Raw genomic sequence first — 25,798 nt, forward strand, 5'->3', positions numbered from 1 at the left:
CTGAAACGTCCTGGCCTTCCTGACCCACCGACCATCCTGACCGGCTCTCTTTCTCCTTCCTGGAGGTGTCCCTTACGCATCCTGCGTGCTCCACTTCGCTTCATCCTGAAGCCTTCCTGCAGCGTCATCCTGACGAGTCCTGAGTGAGAAACGCCATCATCCTGATGTTCGTTTCTCGTGTCGGCGTCCTGTCGACGGAGATAGAATCCGCTATTCCGCTTCGTCTTACAACCCACCCTTACAGGGTTGTAAGCCGTAAGAAATCCCTAAAAACGATGCAACAAATCAGTAATCCGTTGAAAAATAGACTAATATTAATCTGAATTAAATGAGGTAATACTGAATGTTCCAGCGATCTCTCACAAACCTTGTAAGAGATCTCTCACACGCGCTATGGCATCATGGATTACAGAAGTGGCTCAAGTCGGGTGAGGAAATCCGCAAGAGAGGGGGCGAGAGTCTCGCGATTGCGGGTACCGATAGTCTCTTTAATCACTTCACCTGACAGGTTACAGACGGATAACACATCCAGTTCGCTGTCCAGCGTGGCAATAAAGAGCGTCGGAGAAAGCTTAAGGCGTTTTTGCGTGACCAGATGACCAATCAGGTTTTCCTGAACACGCTGCAGATCGTCTTCGCTCCAGGTCTGCAACAGCGTCAGCGTAATATCAGCAAAGCGCGCAGACATGTCCCCTGCGAACTGCGTGGTATAAAACGCATGAACCGCTGGTTGTACCACAATATCCATTGCCCGTTCAACCGCGTTTACATTTTGCTCGCCGGTATTGGGCTTAGGCTGCCAGATAACGTAATCGTCGAGCGAAGAGACAATACACGGAGATGGTACGCCATATAAATCGGCACTTTGCGGCCACGAGCCCTGCTTTTCATGCCATGCGTCGCAATAGCGGGTCGTGAAGGTAGTGAGGGCATTTGCAGTTTCGATGTCCACCGATTTCTCTCTTCTTGTCAGACAGGATAAACTCAGCCCATAAGTGTACCTGTAAAGTGGCTATGAAACATGTCTTACGAAAATCATCAGGCGTTAACCGGCTTAACGCTGGGTAAATCGACCGATTACCGCGATACCTACGATGCAAGCCTGCTGCAGGGCGTGCCGCGCAGCCTGAATCGCGATCCTCTGGGTCTGCATGCGGACGCGCTGCCGTTTGTCGGCGGTGATATCTGGACGCTGTACGAACTCTCCTGGCTCAACGCACGCGGTCTGCCGCAGGTGGCGGTGGGCCACGTTGAGCTGGATTACGCCAGCATTAATCTCGTCGAGTCCAAAAGCTTTAAGCTCTATCTCAACAGTTTTAACCAGACAAAATTCAACAGCTGGGACGACGTTCAGCACACCCTGGAACGTGATTTAAGCGCCTGCGCGCAGGGAAAGGTAAGCGTTTCACTGTATCGCCTGCACGAGCTGGAAGGACAGCCAGTCGCCCACTTCAACGGGACGTGCATCGACGATCTGGATATTGAGGTAGATAATTATGAATTCAGCGCCGATTACCTCGAAAACGCGGCGAGCGGAAAGGTGGTCGAAGAGACGCTGGTCAGCCATCTGCTGAAATCCAACTGCCTGATCACCCACCAGCCGGACTGGGGCTCGGTGCAGATCCAGTATCGCGGCCCGAAAATTGACCGGGAAAAATTGCTGCGCTACCTGGTGTCGTTCCGCCATCACAACGAATTCCACGAACAGTGCGTGGAGCGTATCTTTAGCGATATTCAGCGTTTCTGTCAGCCAGAAAAACTGAGCGTTTATGCGCGCTACACCCGCCGAGGCGGTCTGGACATTAACCCGTGGCGCACCAACACCGATTTTGTGCCTGCGACGGGACGGCTGGTGCGTCAATAATATAAATATTTTCACAATATGCGCGGTATCTTCCGCGCTTTAGGTTGTGAAACGTCACGCGCCAGGGCTATTGTAATCAACAGGGAAAGACGATAATCGTCCCGTAAGGAGCTCACTTGATTACACATATTAGCCCGCTTGGCTCAATGGATATGTTGTCGCAGCTGGAAGTGGACATGCTTAAGCGCACGGCCAGCAGCGATCTTTATCAACTGTTTCGTAACTGTTCACTTGCCGTACTGAACTCCGGAAGCCTGACAGATAACAGTAAAGAACTGCTGTCCCGTTTCGAAAGTTTTGATATCAACGTGCTGCGCCGCGAGCGTGGCGTGAAGCTTGAAGTCATCAACCCGCCGGAAGAGGCCTTTGTCGACGGGCGTATCATTCGTTCACTTCAGGCTAACCTGTTTGCCGTGCTGCGTGACATCCTGTTTGTTAACGGGCAGATCCACAACGCAGGCCGTTTCCAGCACCTCGACCTGGAAAGCTCGGTCCATATCACCAACCTGGTGTTCTCCATTTTGCGTAACGCCCGCGCCCTGCACGTTGGCGAAGCACCGAACATGGTCGTTTGCTGGGGCGGTCACTCCATTAACGAAACCGAATACCTTTATGCGCGTCGGGTGGGCACCCAGCTTGGCCTGCGCGAGCTGAACATCTGTACCGGCTGCGGTCCGGGTGCGATGGAAGCGCCTATGAAAGGCGCGGCGGTCGGGCATGCGCAACAGCGTTATAAAGAGGGGCGGTTTATTGGCATGACCGAGCCGTCCATCATCGCCGCTGAGCCACCTAACCCGTTGGTTAACGAGCTGATTATCATGCCGGATATCGAGAAACGTCTTGAGGCGTTTGTCCGTATCGCCCACGGCATTATCATCTTCCCGGGCGGCGTGGGGACAGCGGAAGAGCTGCTTTATCTGCTGGGTATTCTGATGAACCCGGCCAACAAAGATCAGGTTCTGCCGCTGATCCTGACCGGGCCAAAAGAGAGCGCCGACTACTTCCGCGTGCTGGACGAGTTTATCGTGCACACGCTGGGTGAATCCGCGCGTCGTCACTATCGCATCATCATTGACGATGCCGCAGAAGTGGCGCGCCAGATGAAGAAAGCGATGCCGCTGGTGAAAGAGAACCGTCGCGATACCGGCGATGCGTACAGCTTTAACTGGTCCATCCGGATTGCACCGGACCTGCAGATCCCGTTCGAACCAACGCATGAAAATATGGCGAACCTGAAACTCTACCCGGACCAGCCGGTGGAAATCCTGGCTGCCGATCTGCGTCGTGCCTTCTCCGGGATTGTGGCGGGCAACGTTAAAGAGATGGGCATCCGCGCCATTGAACAGTACGGTCCGTACAAGATCCACGGCGACCCTGAGATGATGCGCCGTATGGACGACATGCTGCAGGGCTTCGTCGCTCAGCACCGCATGAAGCTGCCAGGCTCCGCCTACATTCCTTGCTATGAAATCTGCACCTAACGCTTAGCAGCATCTCCTCTAAACCGGGTCGCCCTCTCGCGCGTCCCGGTTTTTTTTTTACCGAAGCAATTCATAGGCATCACTTATATCTTTTACAAATTCCCTACAAACGCAAACGATTACCTCCTTTTTACAACCGTGAGTTATCAGCCTTAATCTAAATTACCCGCCAGAAAATCCTAAAAACCCATTTCTTTACAGCGAAAGACACCTATCTCGCGGACCGCTCTTTTAGCTCCCATGTCGTTGGTGGTAGCCTTCGCGCCCGTAAATTCTCTTTGATGTTTTTTTAACAGATAAATGGTCTAAAGATGCCCACATCATAAGTGGATTATTGCATTTGAGATCACGATCACTGATAGATTCATAACTAGAATGTATCTTTCCGCCCGCCAATAGTTACGGGTGAAAATTATTAAAAAACCGTCACTGAACGAATTTCATATTACCGTCAGGCACTTTTTCATCGGATTTGACTAAAAAACCTGACAATTCGCTTCCTCCAGGAGATATAGATGGAAACCACTCAAACCAGCACCGTTGCTTCGATTGAATCCCGAAGTGGTTGGCGCAAAACGGATACCATGTGGATGCTTGGCCTTTACGGCACAGCAATCGGCGCTGGTGTACTGTTCCTTCCTATCAACGCAGGCGTCGGCGGTCTGATCCCGCTGATCATTATGGCTATCATCGCTTTCCCGATGACCTTCTTTGCACACCGCGGTCTGACCCGCTTCGTGCTGTCCGGTAAAAATCCGGGCGAAGATATCACTGAAGTGGTTGAAGAGCATTTCGGCATTGGCGCAGGTAAACTGATTACCCTGCTCTACTTCTTCGCGATTTACCCAATCCTGCTGGTTTACAGCGTGGCGATCACTAACACCGTAGAAAGCTTCATGGCGCACCAGCTGCACATGACGCCGCCTCCGCGTGCGATTCTGTCTCTGATCCTGATTGTGGGCATGATGACCATCGTGCGCTTCGGTGAGCAGATGATTGTGAAAGCAATGAGCGTACTGGTCTTCCCGTTCGTTATTGCTCTGATGGTACTGGCTTGCTACCTGATCCCGCAGTGGAACGGTGCAGCACTGGAAACCCTGTCCCTGAGCAGCGCATCGGCAACCGGTAACGGCCTGCTGATGACTCTCTGGCTGGCGATTCCGGTGATGGTGTTCTCTTTCAACCACTCCCCAATCATCTCCTCTTTCGCTGTGGCGAAACGTGAAGAGTACGGTAATGGCGCAGAGAAGAAGTGCTCCAGCATCCTGGCACGCGCTCACATCATGATGGTACTGACCGTTATGTTCTTCGTCTTCAGCTGCGTACTGAGCCTCTCTCCGGCGGATCTGGCGGCAGCGAAAGAGCAGAACATCTCTATTCTGTCCTACCTGGCGAACCACTTTAACGCACCGGTTATTGCGTGGATGGCACCTATCATCGCGATTATCGCCATCACCAAATCCTTCCTGGGCCACTACCTCGGCGCACGTGAAGGTTTCAACGGTATGGTGATTAAATCTCTGCGCGGTAAAGGCAAGAGTATTGAAATCAACAAGCTGAACAAAATCACTGCACTGTTCATGCTGCTCACCACCTGGGCGGTAGCGACCCTGAACCCAAGCATCCTGGGCATGATTGAAACCCTGGGCGGCCCGGTTATCGCGATGATTCTGTTCCTGATGCCGATGTACGCGATTCAGAAAGTCCCTGCGATGCGTAAATACAGCGGCCATATCAGCAACGTGTTCGTTGTGATTATGGGCCTGATTGCCATCTCCGCGATTTTCTACTCGCTGTTCAGCTAATACCTCCTGCGCCGTCCCCGGACGGCGCACTCCTCCCTCTCTGACTGAAAGCAATGGACGCATCATGATTAGCGTATTCGATATCTTCAAAATCGGTATTGGTCCTTCCAGCTCTCACACCGTCGGACCAATGAAAGCCGGTAAGCAGTTCACGGATGACTTGATTGCACGCGGCATCTTGCATGACATTACCCGCGTGGTTGTCGATGTATACGGCTCGCTTTCCCTGACCGGGAAAGGCCACCATACCGATATCGCCATTATCATGGGCCTGGCGGGAAATCTGCCGGATACCGTTGATATTGATGCGATCCCTGGCTTCATCCAGGATGTGAACACCCACGGTCGCCTGCTGCTGGCGAACGGTGAGCATGAGGTTGAATTCCCGGTTGACCACTGCATGAATTTCCATGCGGACAACCTGTCGCTGCACGAAAACGGCATGCGCATTACCGCGCTGGCCGGCGACAAAGCGGTTTACAGCCAGACGTATTACTCTATCGGCGGCGGTTTTATCGTCGACGAAGACCACTTTGGTCAAACCGATAACGCTTCCGTCGAGGTGCCGTATCCGTACAAAACGGCGGCGGATCTTCAGCGTCACTGCCAGGAGACGGGCCTTTCCCTCTCCGGCCTGATGATGAAAAACGAACTGGCACTTCACAGCAAAGAAGAGCTCGAACAGCACTTCACTAACGTCTGGGAAGTGATGCGCGGCGGTATTGAGCGCGGGATCACCACCGAAGGCGTTCTGCCGGGCAAGCTTCGCGTGCCGCGTCGTGCTGCAGCGCTGCGCCGTATGCTGGTGAGCACCGACAAAACGACAACGGACCCGATGGCCGTCGTAGACTGGATCAACATGTTCGCACTGGCGGTAAACGAAGAGAATGCCGCGGGGGGCCGTGTGGTCACCGCGCCGACTAACGGTGCCTGCGGTATCGTTCCGGCGGTGCTGGCGTACTACGACAAGTTTATTCGTGAAGTGAACGCGAACTCACTGGCCCGCTACCTGCTGGTCGCCAGTGCGATTGGTTCGCTGTATAAGATGAACGCGTCCATTTCCGGGGCAGAAGTGGGCTGTCAGGGTGAAGTCGGCGTGGCGTGTTCCATGGCGGCGGCGGGTCTGGCCGAACTGCTGGGTGCAAGCCCAACACAGGTGTGCATTGCTGCGGAAATCGGCATGGAACATAACCTGGGGCTGACCTGTGACCCGGTTGCCGGGCAGGTACAGGTGCCGTGCATCGAGCGTAACGCGATTGCCTCCGTGAAGGCGGTGAACGCGGCACGTATGGCGCTGCGCCGCACCAGCGAGCCGCGCGTCTGTCTCGATAAGGTTATCGAAACCATGTACGAAACCGGTAAAGATATGAACGCCAAATACCGCGAAACCTCTCGCGGCGGCCTGGCGATGAAGATCGTGACCTGCGATTAAGCCCCTCAGGAAGCCTCGTTTTGCGAGGCTTCTTCCTGTTTTCCCCACCATTCATAGTTTCACGCTGCTGACAGTGTTACCCTTCACGCATGAGATAGAAGGGAGATTATCTGTGGCCGTTCATTTACTTATCGTCGATGCTCTTAACCTGATCCGCCGTATCCATGCGGTACAGGGGACGCCTTGTAAAGACACCTGCCTGCACGCGCTGGAACAGCTTATCCGCCACAGTGAGCCGACCCACGCGGTCGCGGTATTTGATGACGAAGCCCGCAACACGGGCTGGCGACACCAGCGTCTGCCGGACTACAAAGCCGGACGCGCACCGATGCCGGACGATCTCCACGCTGAATTGCCCATGCTGCGCGCTGCATTTGAACAGCGGGGCGTCCCCTGCTGGGGTGCACAGGGAAATGAAGCCGACGATCTCGCGGCCACTCTGGCCGTAAAGGTGGCAAGCGCCGGGCATCAGGCCACTATCGTTTCAACTGACAAAGGCTACTGCCAGCTGCTCTCGCCGACCATCCGCATTCGCGACTATTTTCAAAAACGCTGGCTGGACGCGCCGTTTATTGCCAGCGAGTTCGGCGTCTCGCCTGAGCAACTGCCGGATTACTGGGGGCTGGCAGGCATCAGCAGTTCTAAGGTTCCGGGTGTCGCCGGTATTGGGCCGAAGAGCGCCGCACAGCTGCTGACCGATTTTAAGAGTCTGGAAGGGATTTACGCGCGTCTGGATGAGGTGCCAGAAAAGTGGCGCAAGAAGCTGGAGGCGCATAAAGAGATGGCGTTTATCTGCCGGGAAATCGCAACGCTACAGACGGATTTACAGCTGGACGGGAATTTACAGCAGTTGCGTTTACAACGTTAAAACCACTACACGGTTTTGTAGGCCCGGTAAGCGCAGCGCCACCGGGCAAAACAAAGCACGCACTATCGCTCGTCGCGACGTCCGCCGACCGCAGCCCACCAGCGACGAATATGCACCGTCACCTCTTCACGGTCGTGATACAGCTGACGCGCCTGGATCTCCACGTTAATACCGTGTTCATCCATCTGCTCCTGAATGTACGCCAGATTCTGCGACACTTCCTCATAGCGCTTTTTCATCGGCAGCTTGAGGTTGAAAATGGTCTCACGACACCAGCCGTTCACCAGCCAGGAGGCCATCAGCGCGGCCACTTTTGCCGGCTTCTCAACCATATCGCACACCATCCATGAGATGTTGTTACGGTTAGGGCGATAGCGGAAACCGTCTTCACGCAGCCAGGTGACCTGCCCGGTGTCCATCAGGCTTTGCGCCATTGGGCCGTTATCAACGGACGATACCCACATATTGCGTTTCACCAGCTGATAGGTCCAGCCGCCCGGGCACGCGCCAAGGTCGACGGCGTACATGCCGTTTGCCAGACGCTCATCCCACTCATCCGCCGGGATAAAGACGTGGAACGCCTCTTCCAGCTTGAGCGTGGAACGGCTTGGCGCATCGGATGGAAAGCGTAAACGCGGGATGCCCATAAAGAAGGGAGAGTTGTTGGTAGTGTACGAATAGCCCGTATAGCAGCAGCCCGGTGCGATAAAGAAGATATGCACCACCGGACGCTTTGGCGTTTCGTAGTTCGTCAGCACGCCCGCATCACGCAGCGCCGCACGCAGCGGCACGGTGAACTTACGGCAGAACTTCATCAGCTCTTTACTTTCGTTGGTATCCGCCACTTCAACGCGCAGATCACCGCCCTTTTCAACCACGCCCTGCAGCATGCCGACAATTGGCGTGATGCGGTCTTCCGGCGGAAGATCCTTCAGCAGCTCACCCGCAACAAACATCTGGCGAGCGAAGATCAGCGAGCTGAACGGCAGCTCGCGCGCCAGCTTGTCTGCGTCTTCAGGCTGATAGCACTCGAATACCACATAGCCCGCGTTCTCTTTTACGCGGGCAAAGCCGAAGACTTCGCGCTTCGCCGCTTTATCGGTAATTTCCGCGGCACACTCTTTCTCAAACCCCGGGCGACAATATAAAACAACCTTATTCATGAACAACGCCCTTGCGTTTCAGACGGATAGCTCCGATAAACATTAATACCCAACCCGCCAGGAAGCTGAAGCCGCCGACAGGTGTAACGAACGCCCACAGGCGCAGATGTGAGAGCGCAAGGCAGTACAGGCTACCGCTGAACAACACGGTACCCAGCGCCATAAACACGCTGCTCCAGTAAAACCAGATACTGATACGACGCTGCATCGCCACCGCCAGCCCAAAAATAGCCAGCGTGTGGAACGCCTGATATTCAAGGCCGGTCTGGATCCAGCCCATCTCTACTGCGCCCAAAGACTTGCTTAATACATGTGCGCCAAAGGCGCCCAGTGCAACAAAAATAAAGCCACTCACCGCGGCAAAAATCAGCATGAATCGGCTGGTCATGTTTAAGTCCTGAATTAATGCGTGCCCGGCACACAAACGTTATTGCTCATACCTGAAGCGGAATTTTTCTTGCTCGGTTGCCGCTTTCGCCAGTATCCACTGCCGGAAGGCGGCTATTTTACCCAGTTCTGCCTGACTGTCATGACAAACCAGATAAAACGCATTCTTGCTGACCAGTACATCATTAAAAGGGCAAACCAGGCGGCCTGCCTCAATTTCGGACTGCGCCATGACGTTGTTCGCCAACGCCACGCCCTGTCCGTGAATGGCAGCCTGTAACACCATCGCACTGTGGCTAAAGATGGGTCCCTGCTGCACGTTTATATGTGTAAGACCTAATTGACGGGTATAAGTTTGCCAGTCGCGGCGAGAGGCATCATGTAAAAGCGTATGCTGAGCCAGGTCAGCGGGTGACTTCAGCGCCTTTTCACCTGTTAACAGCAGGGGAGAACAGACCGGCAGGAGATATTCTGCGTATAATTTCTCAACACGCAAGCCCGGCCAGTTACCGCGACCATAAAAAATGGCGACATCGACGTCATCGGCCAGTTTGTCCTCCTGACGATCTACCGCCTGGATTCGAACGTCGATCCCCGGATAAGCTAAGTTAAAGCTTGAGAGTCTGGGCACCAGCCAATGAATGGCAAAACTGGGCAATAAACTAACAGTCAGGGCACCTTTTGCACTGCGAGCCTGCAGCTTACGCGTGGCTTCCGTAAGCTGGGAAAAAATCTCTTTAATATCCTGAAAATAGCTCTGCCCCTCTTCGGTCAACAGCAACGAACGGTTGCGTCGACGAAACAGCTTAAGGCCCAGAAAATCCTCCAGAGACTTGATTTGGTGACTTACTGCGGCCTGTGTCACAAAAAGCTCATCTGCTGCGCGGGTAAAGCTCAGGTGACGTGCTGCTGCATCAAAAACACGTAATGCATTGAGGGGTGGCAATCGCTTTGACATGGTTATCTGGCTTAGATGTTAACGGATTTTAACAAACAGGAAACAACGTTTAACCTATTAGTTTTTTTTATCTGAGCCATTATAATTTGTCCGTTGAGGAACTACCAGCAAATACCTATAGTGGCGGCACTTCCTGAGCCGGAACGAAGAGCTTTTTTCGGAATGCGTGTTCTGAAGGGCTTTTGGCTTACGGTTGTGATGTTGTGTTGTTGTGTTTGCAATTGGTCTGCGATTCAGACCACGGTAGCAACGCTACCAATTTTTCACTTCCTGTACATTTACCCTGTCTGTCCATAGTGATTAATGTAGCACCGCCAATTTGCGGTGCTTTTTTTTCGCCTGCGATCCGTTAATGCTCGATCTCTTTCATCTCTTTCACGTCCGTGCGGTTGATCTGCTGCTTGTTCCCGTTAGCATCTTTGTACGAAATCATCCCGGTATCATTATCGGTAGTCGGTTTCCCTTCCGAAACGATAGAACGACCATCGTTGGTGTGCATCACGTAGTTATTACCAGAACAGGCGCTCAGGGCAAAAGTAAACGCACAGGCAGAAATGATTGCAGCTGTCTTATTCATGATTATTCTCCTTTAGCAATTAATGCTATTCAAACCTCGATTTATAACAGGCTAAAACATCCGCCTAACACTATTTAGCATAACCTGCTTTTTTGAGGCCGTAAGGATAAGCAGACAATTCTGATAGATATCAACCTCCTTGCCCTGCCGCTGAAATTGCGCGACGATCGCTATATTGAAATGAGGAATCCCATGAACGCTTTCAGTCCTGCGCAGTTCCGCGCACAGTTTCCGGCCCTGGCCGATGCCGGTATTTACCTGGATAGCGCCGCCACCGCCCTTAAGCCACAGGCGGTGATTGAAGCCACGCGGCAGTTCTACAGCCTGAGCGCCGGGAACGTACATCGCAGCCAGTTTGCCGAAGCGCAGCGATTAACCGCGCGCTACGAAGCCGCACGCGATCAGGTCGCGCGCCTGATCAATGCCGAAAGCGGGAAAAACATCGTCTGGACGCGCGGCACAACAGAGGCCATCAATATGGTGGCCCAGTGCTACGCGCGCCCGCTGCTTCAGCCGGGCGATGAGATCGTCGTCAGCGAAGCGGAACATCATGCCAACCTGGTGCCATGGCTGATGGTGGCCGAGCAAACGGGTGCACGCGTGGTTAAACTCCCACTGGGTGCGGACCTTCTGCCCGACGTGGCCCGTCTCCCCGAGCTGATGACTCCCCGCAGCCGCATTCTGGCGCTCGGACAGATGTCGAACGTCACGGGAGGTTGTCCGGACCTGGCTCAGGCCATTCGCATCGCCCATGCCAGCGGGATGGTGGTGATGGTCGACGGCGCGCAGGGTGTGGTGCACTTCCCCGCTGATGTGCAGGCGCTTGATATCGACTTCTATGCCTTCTCAGGACATAAGCTCTACGGGCCAACGGGTATTGGGGCGTTGTACGGTAAGCCTGAACTGCTGGCAAAAATGACGCCGTGGCTCGGTGGCGGCAAAATGATTACCGAAGTGTCGTTCGATGGCTTCAAAACTCAGGACGTTCCCTATCGTCTGGAGGCCGGTACGCCGAACGTGGCGGGGGTGATTGGCTTAAGCGCGGCGCTGGAGTGGCTGGCGGAAACCGACATTGTCCAGGCTGAAAGCTGGAGCCGGGGGCTGGCGACGCTGGCCGAGGAAGAACTGAAAAAGCGCCCGGGTTTCCGTTCGTTCCGCGTTCAGGATTCCAGCCTGCTCGCCTTTGATTTTGCGGGCGTTCATCATAGCGACATGGTGACGCTGCTGGCCGGGTATGGCATTGCCCTGCGTGCCGGACAGCACTGCGCCCAGCCGCTGCTGGCGGCGCTGGGCGTAAGCGGAACCCTGCGCGCCTCGTTTGCGCCGTATAATACCCAAAGCGATGTCGACGCGCTGGTTAGCGCCGTTGACCGCGCCCTTGAAATACTGGTGGACTAATGACTAGCGCTGCTTTAGCCGGACATCCGTTTGGCACGGTCATCACAGAAGAGACCTTAAAACAGACCTTCGCCCCGCTCCAGCAGTGGGAGGATAAATATCGTCAGCTGATCCTGCTGGGTAAACAGCTCCCTGCGCTTTCAGACGATCTCAAAGCGCAGGCGAAAGAGATCGCAGGCTGTGAAAACCGCGTCTGGCTGGGCGTGAGCGTCTCCGGCGAGAAGCTGCACTTCTTCGGCGACAGCGAAGGCCGCATCGTCAGGGGCCTGCTGGCCGTATTGTTGACCGCTGTGGAAGGGAAAAGCGCGGCGGAATTGCTGGCACATTCGCCGCTGGCGTTATTTGATGAGCTTGGACTGCGCGCGCAGCTCAGCGCCTCGCGCGGTCAGGGGTTGATCGCGCTCAGCGACGCGGTCCTGGATGCCGCACGTCAGGCTCAGGCCTGACGTTCCGCCTTGGCCATCATTTTCCTGAGGGCGTGAGACACCGCCACAAAGCCGAAGGAGGCGGTCACCATCGTGGCCGCACCAAACCCGGAGGCGCAATCCATTCTCTTTGGCCCTTCCGCCGTACTCTTCATTGCGCAGACTGACCCATCCGCCTGCGGGTAGACCAGCGCTTCGGTCGAGAACACGCAGTCGACGCCCAGCTTGCCTTTGCTGTTCTTAACCACGTTAAAGTCGCTCTTCAGGCGTTCACGCAGCTTGGCAGCCAGCGGATCCTGAATGGTTTTCGCCAGATCGGCCACCTGGATCTGCGTCGGATCGATTTGCCCGCCCGCACCGCCCGTCGTGACCAGCGGCACCTTGTAGCGACGGCAGTAAGCGATTAACGCCGCTTTTGGCCGCACGCTGTCGATGGCGTCAATCACATAGCTATAGCCTTTGCTCATGTACTCCGCGACGTTATCTGCCGTCACAAAGTCGTCGATCACCGTCACGCGGCACTCCGGGTTGATCAAACGGATACGCTCCGCCATGACCTCAGACTTCGCCAGGCCGACGCTATCGCGAAGGGCGTGAATTTGACGGTTGGTATTGGTGACGCAAACGTCATCCATGTCAATCAGCGTGATTGCGCCAATACCGGTTCTCGCCAGCGCTTCTGCCGCCCACGACCCCACACCACCAATGCCCACGACGCAGACATGCGCATCCGCAAACAGCTGCAGGGCTTTTTCACCATATAAACGTGCCGTACCGCCAAAACGCTGGCGCCAGGCGTCGCTGATTACCACAGACATAAAACCTCAGATGTAAAAAGGGTGAGGTTTGCCTCACCCTGAACAGTAATCCGTATTGCGCTCAGAATACCACAATCAGCCGCTGAATACGTTTCCAGCACCCGGCGCCGCCTTCAGTACCCACACGCGTCCGTAGTGGTTATACCAGCCCGCGCGATGGCCTGCGTCAGGGCCAATCCCCTGATAGATGTCGAAGTGCTGGCCCTTAATCGCCCCGCCGACGTCCAGCGCCACCATCAGACGCAGCTCATACTGGCCGTTGAACTTGCCGTTGTTGTCCAGCAGGGGAACCTCAGCCAGCAGCGTGGTGCCTGCAGGAATAATCGAACGATCCGATGCAACCGACGCGCGGCCTATCAGCGGAACTGCACTCGCCCCTTTCACCGGCGCGAAGTTTTGCGGTTTGAAGAAGACGAACGACGGGTTCTGCTCCAGCAGCTCACGCACCTCGGCTTCGCTGTGTTTCTCACCCCACTCGCGGATCGCCTGCATCGACATGTCTTCTTTCTTCACTTCGCCGCGGTCGATCAGCACCTTACCGATGCTGCGATAGGCGTGGCCGTTTTTACCCGAATAGCTGAAGAAGTTAAGCGGCGACCCGTCGCCAAAATCAATGTAGCCGCTGCCCTGAACGTCCATGATGAAGTTATCCATCAGGGAGTTACTGTAGGCCAGAACGTAGTTTTCGCTCAGCGCACCGGCGTAGATCTCAGCGCGAGACGGCAGACGACCGCGTTTTGGCGGCATACGGTAGATAGGATACTGGAACTCGCCCTGACGAGAGTGGCGTGCCTGGATAACCGGGGTGTAATAGCCGGTAAACTGGACGTTGCCGTAGTTATCGGCCCCTTCCATCTGCCAGGCGTCGATACCAAACTGGCGCATATTGCGCGTATCGCCGCCTGCTTTCAGCCAATCCTGGACCGCGCTATAAACACTGTTCTGTGAGCTATACAGACGCGGCGACGCGTTGCGGATCTGGTAGACCTGCTCGGAGAAATCACCGGCATTAATCGGTGCGCCGACAGCATCAGGCTGATTAACTAAAGAGAAAGGCTGGGATAACTTCCCGTCTTTATACTGTTGACCGCGATCGGTCGGTTTGGAAGAACAGGCCGCAAGAATCGCTACCATTGCGCCCGCCATCAGATACTTCGCCCAACGTCCTTTCATTATATCTCGTCTTTAAGTTGCCCATTTCCGCGTGATGAAGATAACAAACCGCCAGGGCTAATGAAATGCGATCGCATGCCCTTTGGCAAATTTTGCGCAAAAAATAGTCCAAACAAAGCCATGTCGTTCAATTTGCATACAAAATCATGATTTATGTGAAAAAGGGGTTGCATCACAAACCTATCCGAGTATAGTGCGCATCCACGGACGCGGGGTGGAGCAGCCTGGTAGCTCGTCGGGCTCATAACCCGAAGGTCGTCGGTTCAAATCCGGCCCCCGCAACCAACACTTCTAAAACAATAAACACCCTCAAGGGTGTTTTTTTGTATCTGTCGTTTGTGAATTTGCCGGGCGTTTACCCGGCTGAAAGATTTACCCGCGTCGCGCCAGCGTCGCCCCGTCAGAGAAATACGCCCGTATCCCCGCCAGAATCGACTCCGCAACCTCCTGCTGGAATTTTGCCGTCTTGAGCTTACGCTCCTCTTCAACGTTACTGATAAACGCGGTTTCTACCAGAATGGACGGGATGTCCGGTGCCTTGAGTACCGCAAACCCGGCCTGTTCAACGCTGTTTTTATGCAGCTTATTAATATTGCCCAGCTTGGCCAGCACCGCTTTACCAAACTTCAGGCTGTCGTTAATGGTCAGCGACTGCACCATATCGAACATAGTGTGATCGACGTAGCGGTCGCCGCTTTTGCTCACGCCACCAATCAGGTCAGAGGCGTTCTGGCTGTCAGCCAGGAATCTTGCTGCGGTACTGGTCGCGCCTTTGGTTGAGAGCGCGAACACCGACGAGCCGCTTGGCTGGCGGCTGGTAAACGCATCCGCATGGATCGACACGAACAAATCGGCGCGCTGCTTCTGCGCTTTCGCCACCCGGACCTTAAGCGGAATAAAGACGTCTTCATTGCGCGTCATATAGGCGCGCATATTGCCTTCTTTATCAATCAACGCTTTCAGGCGACGGGCAATTTGCAGCACCACGTCTTTTTCACGCGTATGGTATTTCCCCACCGCGCCGGAGTCTTCGCCGCCGTGTCCAGGATCGAGCATGATCACAATCGGACGATCGCGCCCTGCTTTGCCCGGCTGCGGGCCGCTTTGCGCAGGTGGAACCTGACTCTGCAGATCGCCCTTGTTGTAATCCTCCAGCAGCGCAAGCAGCGGATCCTGAATATCCGTCGCATTGGCCGGGTAGAGATCCATCACCAGGCGCTCTTTGAACGTCGCGACAGGCGCCAGAGCAAACAGCTGCGGCTTAACGTTCTGCTTCAGTTCAAACACCATGCGCACGGTTTGCGGATCAAACTGCCCGACGCGCGCCGATTTAATAAACGGATCGTCGCCGCGGATCTGCGCCGCCATACCCTTCAGCACGGAGTTGAGGTTAACGCCTTCAAGATCCACTACCACGCGTTCAGGGTTGCTGAGGGCAAATTGCTTATATTTCAGCACGCGATTGGATTCGACCGTCACGCGCGTATAGGTCGACGACGGCCAGACGCGCACCGCCACCACCTGACTCGTGGCGGCAAGACCGACCTGACTGACGCTAAGCAACCACATTGCCCCGGCCCCTTTTAACAAACGGCGGCGGCTTATTGCTGAATTGGATCCCGACATGCTTCTCCCGAGCAAGAACACTGACTGATATACAAAATGTCCAGATTGACCGAAAACTTTAACGAATGACGCATAAACTGTCATCTATAAAAGGGTAAACAATCATACGCTAACGCACGGATTACTTATCATTTTCTGTGGGTCGCGGAAAATTTGCGCTTGCACACGCGGCCACAATCGAATAAAAATACAGAAATTACGAATAAACATTCATTAAGGGTTGTGCCATGGTGAAGGAACGTAGAACCGAACTGGTCCAGGGATTCCGCCATTCTGTTCCCTATATCAACGCCCATCGGGGAAAAACGTTTGTCATCATGCTTGGCGGCGAAGCCATTGAGCATGAAAATTTTTCCAGCATCGTCAATGACATTGGCCTGCTGCACAGCCTCGGGATCCGCCTGGTGGTGGTGTATGGCGCGCGTCCGCAGATCGACGCCAACCTGGCCGCTCACCACCACGAGCCGATTTACCACAAACATACCCGCGTTACCGATGCCAAAACCCTTGAGCTGGTGAAACAGGCGGCGGGTCTGCTGCAGCTGGATATTACCGCTCGCCTGTCGATGAGCCTGAACAATACGCCGCTGCAGGGCGCGCATATCAACGTCGTGAGCGGCAACTTTATCATTGCCCAGCCGCTCGGCGTGGACGATGGCGTGGATTACTGCCACAGCGGTCGCATTCGTCGTATTGATGAAGAAGCCATTCACCGCCAGCTGGACAGCGGTGCCATCGTGCTGATGGGCCCGGTGGCGGTCTCCGTAACCGGTGAAAGCTTTAACCTGACCTCAGAAGAGATTGCCACGCAGCTGGCAATCAAGCTGAAGGCGGAAAAAATGATTGGGTTTTGCTCCTCCCAGGGTGTCGTGAACGATGAAGGGGTAATAGTGCCGGAACTTTTCCCGAATGAAGCCCAGGCACGCGTGGAGGCGCTGGAAGCCGAAGGCGATTACCACTCCGGCACCGTCCGCTTCCTGCGCGGCGCAGTGAAGGCCTGCCGCAGCGGCGTGCGCCGCAGCCACCTGATCAGCTATCAGGAAGACGGGGCCCTGCTGCAGGAGCTGTTCTCCCGCGACGGTATTGGTACCCAGATTGTAATGGAGAGTGCGGAGCAGATCCGCCGCGCCACCATTAACGACATCGGCGGCATTCTGGAGCTGATCCGCCCGCTGGAACAGCAGGGTATTCTGGTGCGTCGCTCACGCGAACAGCTGGAGATGGAGATCGATAAATTCACCATTATCCAGCGCGATAACCTGACCATCGCCTGCGCCGCGCTCTATCCGTTCCCGGAAGAGAAGATTGGTGAAATGGCCTGCGTGGCGGTGCACCCGGACTACCGCAGCTCTTCACGTGGGGAAATGCTGCTTGAGCGCGTGGCGGCACAGGCGCGCCAGATGGGGCTGAGCAAGCTGTTCGTCCTGACGACGCGCAGCATTCACTGGTTCCAGGAGCGCGGCTTCACGCCGGTGGATATCGATTCCCTGCCGGAAACGAAGAAAGAGATGTACAACTATCAGCGTCGTTCAAAAGTGCTGATGGCCGATCTGGGATGATACGACGCCCTCACCGTCCGGCGAGGGCTTTCGTTCAGAGGGACTCAAATATTGCGCTCAGCCCGCTTCGACGTTCCGTTCGGGTGGCGATCGCCTGCACCAGCACCCGTTCATCGGCATACAGCGACAGGCGCTGACGCGCGCGCGTAATGGCGGTATAGATCAGCTCGCGGGTAATGACGGGTGAAAGCTGCGTGGGCAGGATCAGCGCCGCATGGTTAAACTCGGATCCCTGGGATTTATGCACCGTCATCGCCCAGGCGGTTTCATGCTCGGGCAAACGGCTGGGCTGGAAGGACTTCACGCTCCCGTCCGGCATCTGGAACCAGACGCGCAGGCCCTGACCGCAGTCGAGCGCAATCCCGATGTCCCCGTTAAACAACCCCAGCGCGCTGTCGTTGCGGGAGATCATCACCGGTCGCCCCTCATACCAGCGCGAGTGCGGGGTACGGTTAATTTTGCGTTTTTGCGCCAGCAGCTGCTCCAGCCTGTCGTTAAGACCCCGGACGCCAAAGGGGCCTTCCCTCAACGCACAGAGCAACTGGTATTCGCCAAACGCGGCAATGACCTGCTCCGGCGTACTTTGCTGTTGTACGCCCGTCAGAAAGTGCTGGTACCCCTGCAGGGCGTCATCAAGCATCGCCTGATACTCTTCCCCGCTTTGCAGCGATTTTTTCTCAATATCCGTATAGGTTCCGTCAAATACCGCAGTGGTGGTGCGCCGGTCGCCCCGGTTCACCGCTGCCGCAAGCTGGCCGATGCCGGAGTCGCTGCCGAAACGGTAGCTTTTTTGCAGCAGACACAGGCTGTCGCGCAGCGCCCCCGCAAGCGAATGGTTTTCTGACGTGAGCGAACATCCGGTGAGACGGGCCAGCTCCTGCGCGCGTTCAGCGGTGTATCCCAGGCTGGCATAGGTGCAGATATCCCCCAATACGGCCCCCGCCTCAACGGAGGCAAGCTGGTCGCGATCGCCCAGGAAAATAACCCGCGCGTGCGGCGGGAGCGCATCGATCAAACGCGACATCATCGTCAGGTCAATCATCGACGCTTCATCCACCACCAGAACATCAAGGTGCAGTGGGTTACCGGCATGATAGCGCAGACGCTGGCTACCCGGCTGTGCGCCAAGCAAACGGTGCAGCGTGCTGGCTTCATTGGGGAAAAGCGCAAGCTGATCCCCGGTTAGCGGCAGCTTTTGCAGCGCGCCGCCTAACGACTCCGTCAGACGTGCCGCCGCTTTGCCGGTGGGGGCCGCAAGGCGAATACGGCACTTTTGCTCACCCGATAGCTGAATCAGCGCGGCAAGCAGTTTTGCCACGGTGGTCGTTTTCCCGGTACCCGGGCCGCCAGAAATCACCGAAATCCGTCGCGTTAAGGCCACGGCTGCCGCCACCTTCTGCCAGTCTGTCGCGTCGTCAGAGGTAAACAGCGTATCGAGCGTTTGCCGGAGCTGTGCTTCATCGCAGGGAAGCGGCGCGTTGGTCTCGCTGAAGAAGCGCGCTACCGTCAGTTCGTTACGCCACAGCCTGTTGAGATACAAACGCTCGCCGACAAGGATCATCGGTGTCCCGGTATCGGCGCCGCTTACGGCAGGCGAGCCGAGTAATATCGCCTGCCAGTCCACTGCGTCACCCAGCAGCGCGAAACACGCCTGTAAAGCCGGAGGCATCTTCTCATCCACCGCCAGACGCGACAGCGGCAGACACACGTGCCCCTCCCCCGCGTCTTTGCTCAGAATGGCGGCGGCAAGCATGACCGCAGGCTCCTCACCTGCCACCATCATGGCGAACTGCACATCCAGGTGGCGCAGTAATCGTTGTTCAACCGCGTCCAGCAGTAGCGCCTGCATCGTCATGCCACCTCCTCCGTGCTTGCAGCAAACAGGTTATCCATTTTTTCAATCAGTTCCGCAGCCGGACGTGTACTAAAGACGCCGGAACGCGGATCGTTAGCATCCACTCCGCGCAGGAACAGGTAAATGACGCCGCCAAAATGCGCGTCGTAGCGGTAATCGGCCATGCGATGACGCAGGTAACGGTGCAGCGCCAGGGTGTAAAGCTGATACTGCAGATCGTAGCGATGCATTTGCATGGCAGAGGCCATCGCGTCTTGCGTGTAGGCTTCGCTGCTTTCACCCAGCCAGTTCGATTTGTAATCCAGCAGGTAGTAGCGCCCTTCATGACGGAAAACCAGGTCGATAAAGCCTTTGAGCATCCCCTGCACCTGGCGGAAGTTCAGCGGCGGGCACCCGGCGGATAACGGATCGTACTCGCAGATCAGCGCATCAAGCGCCTCGGCTCTGAGCGGGCTGGCGATGGGGAGATAAAACTCCATCTCCACCTGCTTATCTTTGGCGGTCAACTGACTCAGCGAGATCCCCTGCGTTGTGAGCGGCGCGTGCAGAACCGCGTGGATCCAGTCACGCAGAACCGGCTGCCACTGAGCGTCGTAGCCGCCACTCTGTAACATCTTTAGCACCCACTCTTCGGAAACCGGCTGGGTAAAATCCAGCTCTTCAAAGAGGCTGTGCAAAAACGTGCCCGGGGAGGCGCCGCGCGGGAACTGGTGCGGCGTGAGCACCGGCTCAGCGGGTACGCTACCGGCTCCTGCGGCATCCACGTCCAGTTTTGGCATCAGATCCTGCGCAATACTCTGCCCGTGCTGCTGTAAACCGGAGTAGCTGGTGACGCGCCAGTCGTCGGCAATGGTACGCACAACCTGGCGGGCATGGAGCGCTGGCTCACGCAGCTCAGGCATCTGCCAGCGGCTAGTGTCGGGCTGCGACGGAATATGCAGCGCAATATGCTCTGTGCAAAGTGATTCAATGCACTGGCGCAGGCCCGCCGCGTCTTTGGGTTCGCCGTGCTGAATAAGCCGCCCCAGCGCGCTCAGATGAAAATCGCTCTCCCCGGTCTTTTCGCCACGGCGACGGAACAGAGGCGCAACGCCCAGGCTGCAGTGCCAGATCGAACGGGTCAACGCCACGTAGAGCAGGCGTAAATCTTCCGCAAGACGTTCGGCCTCCGCCAGCTCAACGCTGGACTCCGCGTTGCTGAGATCGAGCACCGCCTCAAAAGATTCGCGATCGTGGTAAAAGGCCTGATCCTGGACGCGGTAATTGGCAATAAACGGCAGCCAGACCAGCGGATACTCAAGGCCTTTCGATTTGTGAATGGTGACAATCTGCACCAGATGTTTATCACTCTCAAGGCGCATCTGCTGGCTGGAGGAATTACTGTTCGGGTCGGTAATCTGCTGCGCCAGCCAGCGCACGAGAGCGTGCTCGCTCTCCAGCTGCGTACCCGCTTCCTGCAGCAGTTCGCTGATATGTAAAATATCGGTCAGCCGACGCTCGCCGCCCGCTGTCGCCAGCATATTCTCGGCAATGTGGCGCTGAGCCATGAGCTCGCGCACCATCGCCATGACTCCACGCTTCTGCCATTTTTCGCGGTAGCGAACAAACTCTTCTACCACGGCATCCCATGCGGCTTCGTCATTGTTGAGCGCATCAATGTCGCGCGCGTTCAGCCCGAGCATTGCGCTGGCCAGCGCGCTGCGCAACGTGCTTTCCCGCTCCGGAGCCAGCACGGCCTGCAGCAGCCATAGCATCTCCTGCGCTTCCAGCGTTTCAAAGACGCTGTCGCGGTTTGAGAGGTAGACGGACGGAATATTCAGTAGCGTCAGGGCGTCGCGGATGAGCGCGGCCTCCTGACGGCTGCGCACCAGCACCGTGATATCAGATGCCTTTACGGGAGTGGGTTTATCCCCCTTCCACAGCAGCGCCTTACCGTGCGCGCCGGCACTGAGCCAGTCACGAATTTGCGCGGCACAGTGCTGGGCCATGGCATTTTGATAGTCGGCAACGCCGTAGCCTTCCCCGTCCAGCAGCCAGAACTTCATGGCAGGCTGCGTCTCGCCGTTGAACTCGAAGCGCAACGAGGCATTTTTCTCGGCGAATTTTACCGGCTGAAACGGGATCTCCCGGAACATAAACGCCGTATCCATGCGGCCGAAGAGCGCGTTGACGCTTTCCACCATGCCGGGAGCGGAGCGCCAGTTGGTGTCCAGCGTGTAGTGCGCGTCAACCTCGCTGCGCGCTTTCATGTAGGTGAAAATATCCGCACCGCGGAAGGCGTAAATGGCCTGTTTCGGATCGCCGATTAACAACAGCGCGGTGCCGGGCTGCTGGCGCCAGATACGCCGGAAAATGCGGTATTGTTGAGGGTCGGTATCCTGAAATTCGTCAATCATCGCCACCGGGAAGCGGGTGCGAATCGCGGCGGCAAGCGCTTCGCCATTTTCACTGCACAGCGCCGCATCGAGGCGGCTCAGCATATCGTCGAACCCCAGCTCACCCCGGCGGCGTTTTTCACGCGCGACGGCGTCGCGAATTTCCGTCATCGCGCGAGTGATCATCAGATCGTTGAGCGTTAAGGGCTCAGCCAGCAGGGTTTCAATCGCCACAAACAGGGGATGCTCAGGCACGATGCCGTCGGCTTTGGTCCGCTCAACCAGGAAACGCCGGGAAAATTTCTCCAGCGCGTCCGGGAGCTGATAGCCTCGCGTCTCTTCCTGCGCCCAGGCGCCGATCTTGTCGATCCATTTACCCTGATTGCCACGGTTAAACTTGCGTCGGTCAATCCCGGAATTTTCGATAATTGCCTCAATCTCGCCAACGGACTCAATCCATTTTTGCTTGATGTCGACAATTTTCGCGATGATTTTTTCATGCCGTGAGGCCAGCGTTTCATCCGCAGGCGGCGGGAATTTAATGACCGGCGCTTCCCCCTGCAGATAACGATCGATAGCGCGAAGCAGCGCCTCCGGGCCCTTCCACAACGCATGTACCGCTTCGGCGATATCGCGCGGTAACGGGTAACAGTGGCGACGCCAGAAATCCGCGCAGGCCTGATAGCGAAGCACGGATTCATCTTCAATAAGCTGCTGTTCAAACAGCATGCCGGATTCAAACGCATTCAGGCTTAGCATGCGCTGGCAAAAACCGTGAATGGTGAAGACGGACGCTTCATCCATCTGCCGTTCGGCGAGGAGCAGCCACTGGGCTGCCTGTTGCTTATCGGCAATCTCTTCCAGAAGGCTCGCGTAGAGAGGGTTATCCGTGCTCTGACGCAGACAGGCGATGCGCAGCTCGTGGATATTGGTACGAATACGGCCCCGCAGCTCAGCGGTGGCAGCCTCGGTGAAGGTCACCACCAGCAGCTCTTCCACGCTCAAAGGGCGTGGAAAAGCGGCGTTGCCGCCAAGCCCCAGAAGCAGACGCAGATAGAGGGCGGCGATGGTGAAGGTTTTTCCCGTTCCCGCTGAGGCTTCAATCAATCGCTCACCCTGCAGAGGTAAACGTAAGGGATCAAGGGACTCAGCGGTATCGGTCATTCTTTCTTACTCCAGGGCATAGATTGCTGCAGCGCGCTGACGCTCTTCCAGACTTTCCAGCCTTTCGGGTTCACGTACTCCGTTTTCCCGTTCTGGCTACCGGAAACCTGAGACAGGATGGTGATACCCTGCGGCTTAATGACCGCCTGGTGGAAGAAGTCGGCAACCTTCTGCGGCGTCAGCTGTTTTATCTCGGCCACTACTTTATCACGCGAATCAAATTTCAGATTACCGCGATCGAAATCTTTGCTCAGCTGCGAGGCTTCTTCACCGAGCGTCTGCGGCGGCTGCATCACCTGCGCGATGACGGCCTGCTGGATTTGCGCAAACTCTTCCGGCTTCATGGCGCGCAGTTTTGCTTCCACCTGCGGGAAGAAGGCCTGGTAACGCTGCCAGAGATACGCCGGCTGTTTATCGCTGCTTTGCAGCAGGAAACCCAGCCCCCACTGTCGGCCTACGTTCATAGAGAAGGCAAACACCGCGTAGCCAAGCTGCTCTTCTGTACGCAACTGGTTATAGAACCACGGCTGAATAATTTGCCCCAGCACGGCACTCTGCGCCGAGCTGGCGAATTCATCATAGCCCGTTGGCACAAATACCGCGGCCAGCGCGGAGTCCGTGCTGTTACCCGCCTTTTCAAAAATCACATTCTGTTTTTTCTCAACCAGCACGTCCTGGTTGCGGCACCACTCGTCGCCTTTCGAACCGAGCTGAGTACGTACATTCTCCGCCAGCGTTTTGGCCTGTTCCTCACTCATATTGCCGACGATCAGGAACTCCGGGCGCGTGTTGGTTTTCAGCGCGTCACGGTAAGCCAGCACGTCTTTTAAGGTGATCGAAGGCAACAGCGCGCGGCGGTCTTCTCGCTGGAAATAAGGAACTTGCGACAGCATTTGCGCTGGCATAAGCGCCAGATCGTAAGCTTTGCCCTTCTCCGCAGAATCCATCATCTGCGCATACCACGATTTGGCCTGCTCAAGCTGCTCTTCCGTCGGCGTGTAGCTGAAATACCCTTCGAGCAGAGCCTGGAACAGCTGAGGCAAACGCTGGGTATAGCCGTTTGCATTGAGCATCAAACCGTTGTTGGCGTTGGTGGAGAAGCTGATGCCGCCCACGGCCGCCTGGTTGCTAAGCTGATCGAGCGCAATCCCGGCGAGATAGTCATTAAGCGCGAACATCACCTGATTTTTAGCGCTGTTCATCGCTTTCGGGTTACGCAGCACCACGCTGACATCGGCCTTTGGCTCGCTTGCGAAATAGCGGCTTGGGGTATACACCACGCGCAGCGTTGGCTCATCAATGATGAGCGCCGGGTGCGGGTAATCTTTAGTCGTTTTGATCAGCGAGAAGTCATCCGGAATATAGGGGTTCAGCTCCGGCAGCTTCAATACAATCTCCCCGGCCTGCTTCTGCCAGTCGGCGAAGGTCTGCGCGCTGATTTTGTCTACCTGATAAGGGGCATCGACAAAATACGCCGTCTTGTTATGCGGTTCATTCGGGCTGATGTACCAGATGCGGGCATTCTCCGGCGTCATCATCGCCAGGCGGGCTTTTACCGCCTCGGCGTCATACCGGTCGGCAATATTGACCGCGTCGAGGGTGTGTTCCACCGGCACGCGGATCATGGTATCCGCCAGCCACTCAACGTAATCCATGTCGCGGGTAATGGACGGGTAACGGAAATCGAGATCCAGCACGTGGGCGAGTTCATCAAAGTAGCGCTTATCGACGCCTTTCTCTCGCAGCAAAGAGAGGTAGCTGAAGATCGCCGCCACCACTTCATCACGGTTTGCCAGCCCTTTGTCGGTCAGGGTGGCGGAGATCGCCAGCACGCCGCTATTGCCGTTTACAACTGGATCGGAATCGGCGCGAATACCTTCCACCAGCCCCTGTTTTTGCAGCCAGTCAGAAAGCGTGCCCGGGCTGCGGTTACCTATCAGGTAGGTCACCAGCTCATCGGTTTTACTGCGAAACTGTGCGGTGTTGTTATCAATGCGGAACTCCACGCGCAGCACTTTGCGCGGCAGCGCCGGCACGTAGTGGATAACGATCCCTTTTTGCGCGTCCGTGACCACCGGTACGTCTATCTGCGGCAGGTCGATATTTTTATTCGGCACCCGACCAAACGTTTTAGCCGCCATGCCGGCCAGTTCAGGCAACGGTTTATTGCTGTAGATGACCGCTTTCATCAGGTTGGCGGAGTAGTATTTATCGCGAAACGCGTGCAGGGCATCAAGCACCGGGCTGTTCGGTTTGTCGCTTAACGTCTCCAGGTTACCGCCGGAGAAACGCGACCCCGGGTGCGCAGGGTTGATGGTTTCAGCGCTGACCTGTGCCATGCGCATACCGTCTCGCGTGCGGGCCATGGTCAGCTCGGCATTCACCGCATTGCGTTCACGATCGGCATACTTTTTATCCAGCAAGGGGGCGGCGATGGAATCAGCAAGGCGATCGACCGCGCCTTCCAGCGCATCATTTTCGACTTCAAGATAAAAGGCCGTGCGGTACGGTGCCGTGCTGGCATTGTGGCTGCCGCCATGCATTTTCAGAAATTCGGACAGGCTATCTGGCTGCGGGTATTTTTTTGACCCCATCAGCGTCATATGTTCCAGATAGTGTGCAAGCCCAGGATGAGTGTCAGGATCTTCCAGCGATCCAACCGGCACCACTAATGCCGAAAGGGATTTCACCGCCTGCGGATCGGAAACCAGCAGCACAGTCATGCCGTTATCAAGACGAATAGCCTGATATTGACGGGTATCTTTTTCGCTTTTACGAATCGTTTCCTGAACGGGTTGCCAACCGGAGTCTGCCTGAGTGACGGGTACCCAGAGGGCGAAAAACAAAACAAACGCTTTAAACAAGGTGCT

At 56.0% G+C, this 25,798-nt stretch carries 19 protein-coding genes and 1 tRNA gene; 9 read left to right on the plus strand and 11 right to left on the minus strand.

The annotated features are described in order from the left end of the window. Positions 1–406: 406 nt before the first annotated feature. Positions 407–952 carry a SecY-interacting protein gene (gene syd / locus L370_RS19615; protein ID WP_023333251.1) on the minus strand — a complete coding sequence of 182 codons (546 nt, stop codon included), beginning with the start codon at positions 950–952 and terminating at the stop codon, positions 407–409. A 69-nt stretch (positions 953–1,021) separates the two neighbouring features. On the opposite strand from syd, the gene queF reads away from it, so the two are divergent. The 5 genes from queF to xni all read left to right on the plus strand — a co-directional run bounded on the left by queF (position 1,022) and on the right by xni (position 7,450). Continuing rightward, positions 1,022–1,864, plus strand: coding sequence for an NADPH-dependent 7-cyano-7-deazaguanine reductase QueF (gene queF / locus L370_RS19610; protein ID WP_023333252.1), 843 nt, complete (start codon positions 1,022–1,024; stop codon positions 1,862–1,864). A gap of 116 nt (positions 1,865–1,980) precedes the next feature. Further along, positions 1,981–3,345 (plus strand): nucleotide 5'-monophosphate nucleosidase PpnN, encoded by a 1,365-nt coding sequence (gene ppnN, locus L370_RS19605; protein ID WP_023333253.1) that lies wholly within the window; start codon positions 1,981–1,983, stop codon positions 3,343–3,345. Between the two features lie 515 nt (positions 3,346–3,860). Then, on the plus strand, positions 3,861–5,150 hold the full coding sequence (locus L370_RS19600) for an HAAAP family serine/threonine permease (RefSeq protein ID WP_023333254.1): 1,290 nt from the start codon (positions 3,861–3,863) through the stop codon (positions 5,148–5,150). 64 nt (positions 5,151–5,214) lie between these two features. Next, the gene (gene sdaB / locus L370_RS19595) at positions 5,215–6,582 is read left to right on the plus strand and encodes an L-serine ammonia-lyase II (RefSeq protein ID WP_023333255.1); all 1,368 of its coding nucleotides are present in this window, start codon (positions 5,215–5,217) and stop codon (positions 6,580–6,582) included. 112 nt (positions 6,583–6,694) lie between these two features. Next, positions 6,695–7,450 (plus strand): flap endonuclease Xni, encoded by a 756-nt coding sequence (gene xni, locus L370_RS19590; RefSeq protein WP_023333256.1) that lies wholly within the window; start codon positions 6,695–6,697, stop codon positions 7,448–7,450. A 62-nt stretch (positions 7,451–7,512) separates the two neighbouring features. On the opposite strand, the gene rlmM is transcribed toward xni, so the two are convergent. The 4 genes from rlmM to L370_RS19570 all read right to left on the minus strand — a co-directional run bounded on the left by rlmM (position 7,513) and on the right by L370_RS19570 (position 10,535). After that, complete coding sequence (gene rlmM / locus L370_RS19585; protein WP_023309030.1) at positions 7,513–8,613, minus strand: 23S rRNA (cytidine(2498)-2'-O)-methyltransferase RlmM; 1,101 nt, start codon at positions 8,611–8,613, stop codon at positions 7,513–7,515. After that, the gene (locus L370_RS19580) at positions 8,606–9,001 is read right to left on the minus strand and encodes a DUF423 domain-containing protein (protein WP_023309031.1); all 396 of its coding nucleotides are present in this window, start codon (positions 8,999–9,001) and stop codon (positions 8,606–8,608) included. Before L370_RS19580 ends, rlmM begins: the two co-directional genes overlap by 8 nt. 39 nt (positions 9,002–9,040) lie before the next feature. After that, entirely contained in the window at positions 9,041–9,958 is a 918-nt protein-coding gene (gcvA, locus tag L370_RS19575; RefSeq protein ID WP_032666514.1) for a glycine cleavage system transcriptional regulator GcvA, read from the minus strand. Positions 9,959–10,307: 349 nt separating this feature from the next. Next, a complete protein-coding gene (locus L370_RS19570; RefSeq protein WP_008499648.1) occupies positions 10,308–10,535 on the minus strand; it encodes a YgdI/YgdR family lipoprotein in 228 nt (75 codons plus the stop codon). Between the two features lie 192 nt (positions 10,536–10,727). Between L370_RS19570 and csdA the strand changes: the two genes are divergently transcribed. Next, entirely contained in the window at positions 10,728–11,933 is a 1,206-nt protein-coding gene (gene csdA, locus L370_RS19565; protein ID WP_023333258.1) for a cysteine desulfurase CsdA, read from the plus strand. After that, positions 11,933–12,379 (plus strand): cysteine desulfurase sulfur acceptor subunit CsdE, encoded by a 447-nt coding sequence (gene csdE, locus L370_RS19560; RefSeq protein ID WP_023333259.1) that lies wholly within the window; start codon positions 11,933–11,935, stop codon positions 12,377–12,379. The genes csdA and csdE overlap by 1 nt, the downstream gene beginning before the upstream one ends. On the opposite strand, the gene tcdA is transcribed toward csdE, so the two are convergent. Beyond that, positions 12,370–13,176, minus strand: a complete 807-nt coding sequence (tcdA, locus tag L370_RS19555) for a tRNA cyclic N6-threonylcarbamoyladenosine(37) synthase TcdA (protein WP_023333260.1) — start codon at positions 13,174–13,176, stop codon at positions 12,370–12,372. The two genes, csdE and tcdA, sit on opposite strands and share 10 nt — an antisense overlap. A 75-nt stretch (positions 13,177–13,251) precedes the next feature. After that, positions 13,252–14,349: a murein transglycosylase A gene (gene mltA / locus L370_RS19550; protein WP_023333261.1), complete on the minus strand. Its 1,098-nt coding sequence runs from the start codon at positions 14,347–14,349 to the stop codon at positions 13,252–13,254. Positions 14,350–14,557: 208 nt separating this feature from the next. Here mltA and L370_RS19545 point away from each other — a divergent pair. Beyond that, positions 14,558–14,634, plus strand: a tRNA-Met gene (locus L370_RS19545). Between the two features lie 87 nt (positions 14,635–14,721). On the opposite strand, the gene amiC is transcribed toward L370_RS19545, so the two are convergent. Continuing rightward, positions 14,722–15,975, minus strand: a complete 1,254-nt coding sequence (gene amiC, locus L370_RS19540; RefSeq protein ID WP_032666515.1) for an N-acetylmuramoyl-L-alanine amidase AmiC — start codon at positions 15,973–15,975, stop codon at positions 14,722–14,724. Between the two features lie 227 nt (positions 15,976–16,202). On the opposite strand from amiC, the gene argA reads away from it, so the two are divergent. Further along, positions 16,203–17,534: an amino-acid N-acetyltransferase gene (gene argA / locus L370_RS19535; RefSeq protein WP_014885072.1), complete on the plus strand. Its 1,332-nt coding sequence runs from the start codon at positions 16,203–16,205 to the stop codon at positions 17,532–17,534. A 34-nt stretch (positions 17,535–17,568) separates the two neighbouring features. On the opposite strand, the gene recD is transcribed toward argA, so the two are convergent. The 3 genes from recD to ptrA are packed head-to-tail and all read right to left on the minus strand — an operon-like array spanning position 17,569 to position 25,792. Next, on the minus strand, positions 17,569–19,389 hold the full coding sequence (recD, locus tag L370_RS19530) for an exodeoxyribonuclease V subunit alpha (RefSeq protein ID WP_023333263.1): 1,821 nt from the start codon (positions 19,387–19,389) through the stop codon (positions 17,569–17,571). Beyond that, positions 19,386–22,928, minus strand: a complete 3,543-nt coding sequence (gene recB, locus L370_RS19525) for an exodeoxyribonuclease V subunit beta (protein ID WP_023333264.1) — start codon at positions 22,926–22,928, stop codon at positions 19,386–19,388. Before recB ends, recD begins: the two co-directional genes overlap by 4 nt. Continuing rightward, entirely contained in the window at positions 22,925–25,792 is a 2,868-nt protein-coding gene (ptrA, locus tag L370_RS19520) for a pitrilysin (protein ID WP_023333265.1), read from the minus strand. Before ptrA ends, recB begins: the two co-directional genes overlap by 4 nt. Between the last annotated feature and the right edge of the window lie 6 nt (positions 25,793–25,798).

Origin of the sequence: Enterobacter sp. MGH 24, assembly GCF_000493015.1 — a bacterium.
Lineage (GTDB): Bacteria > Pseudomonadota > Gammaproteobacteria > Enterobacterales > Enterobacteriaceae > Enterobacter.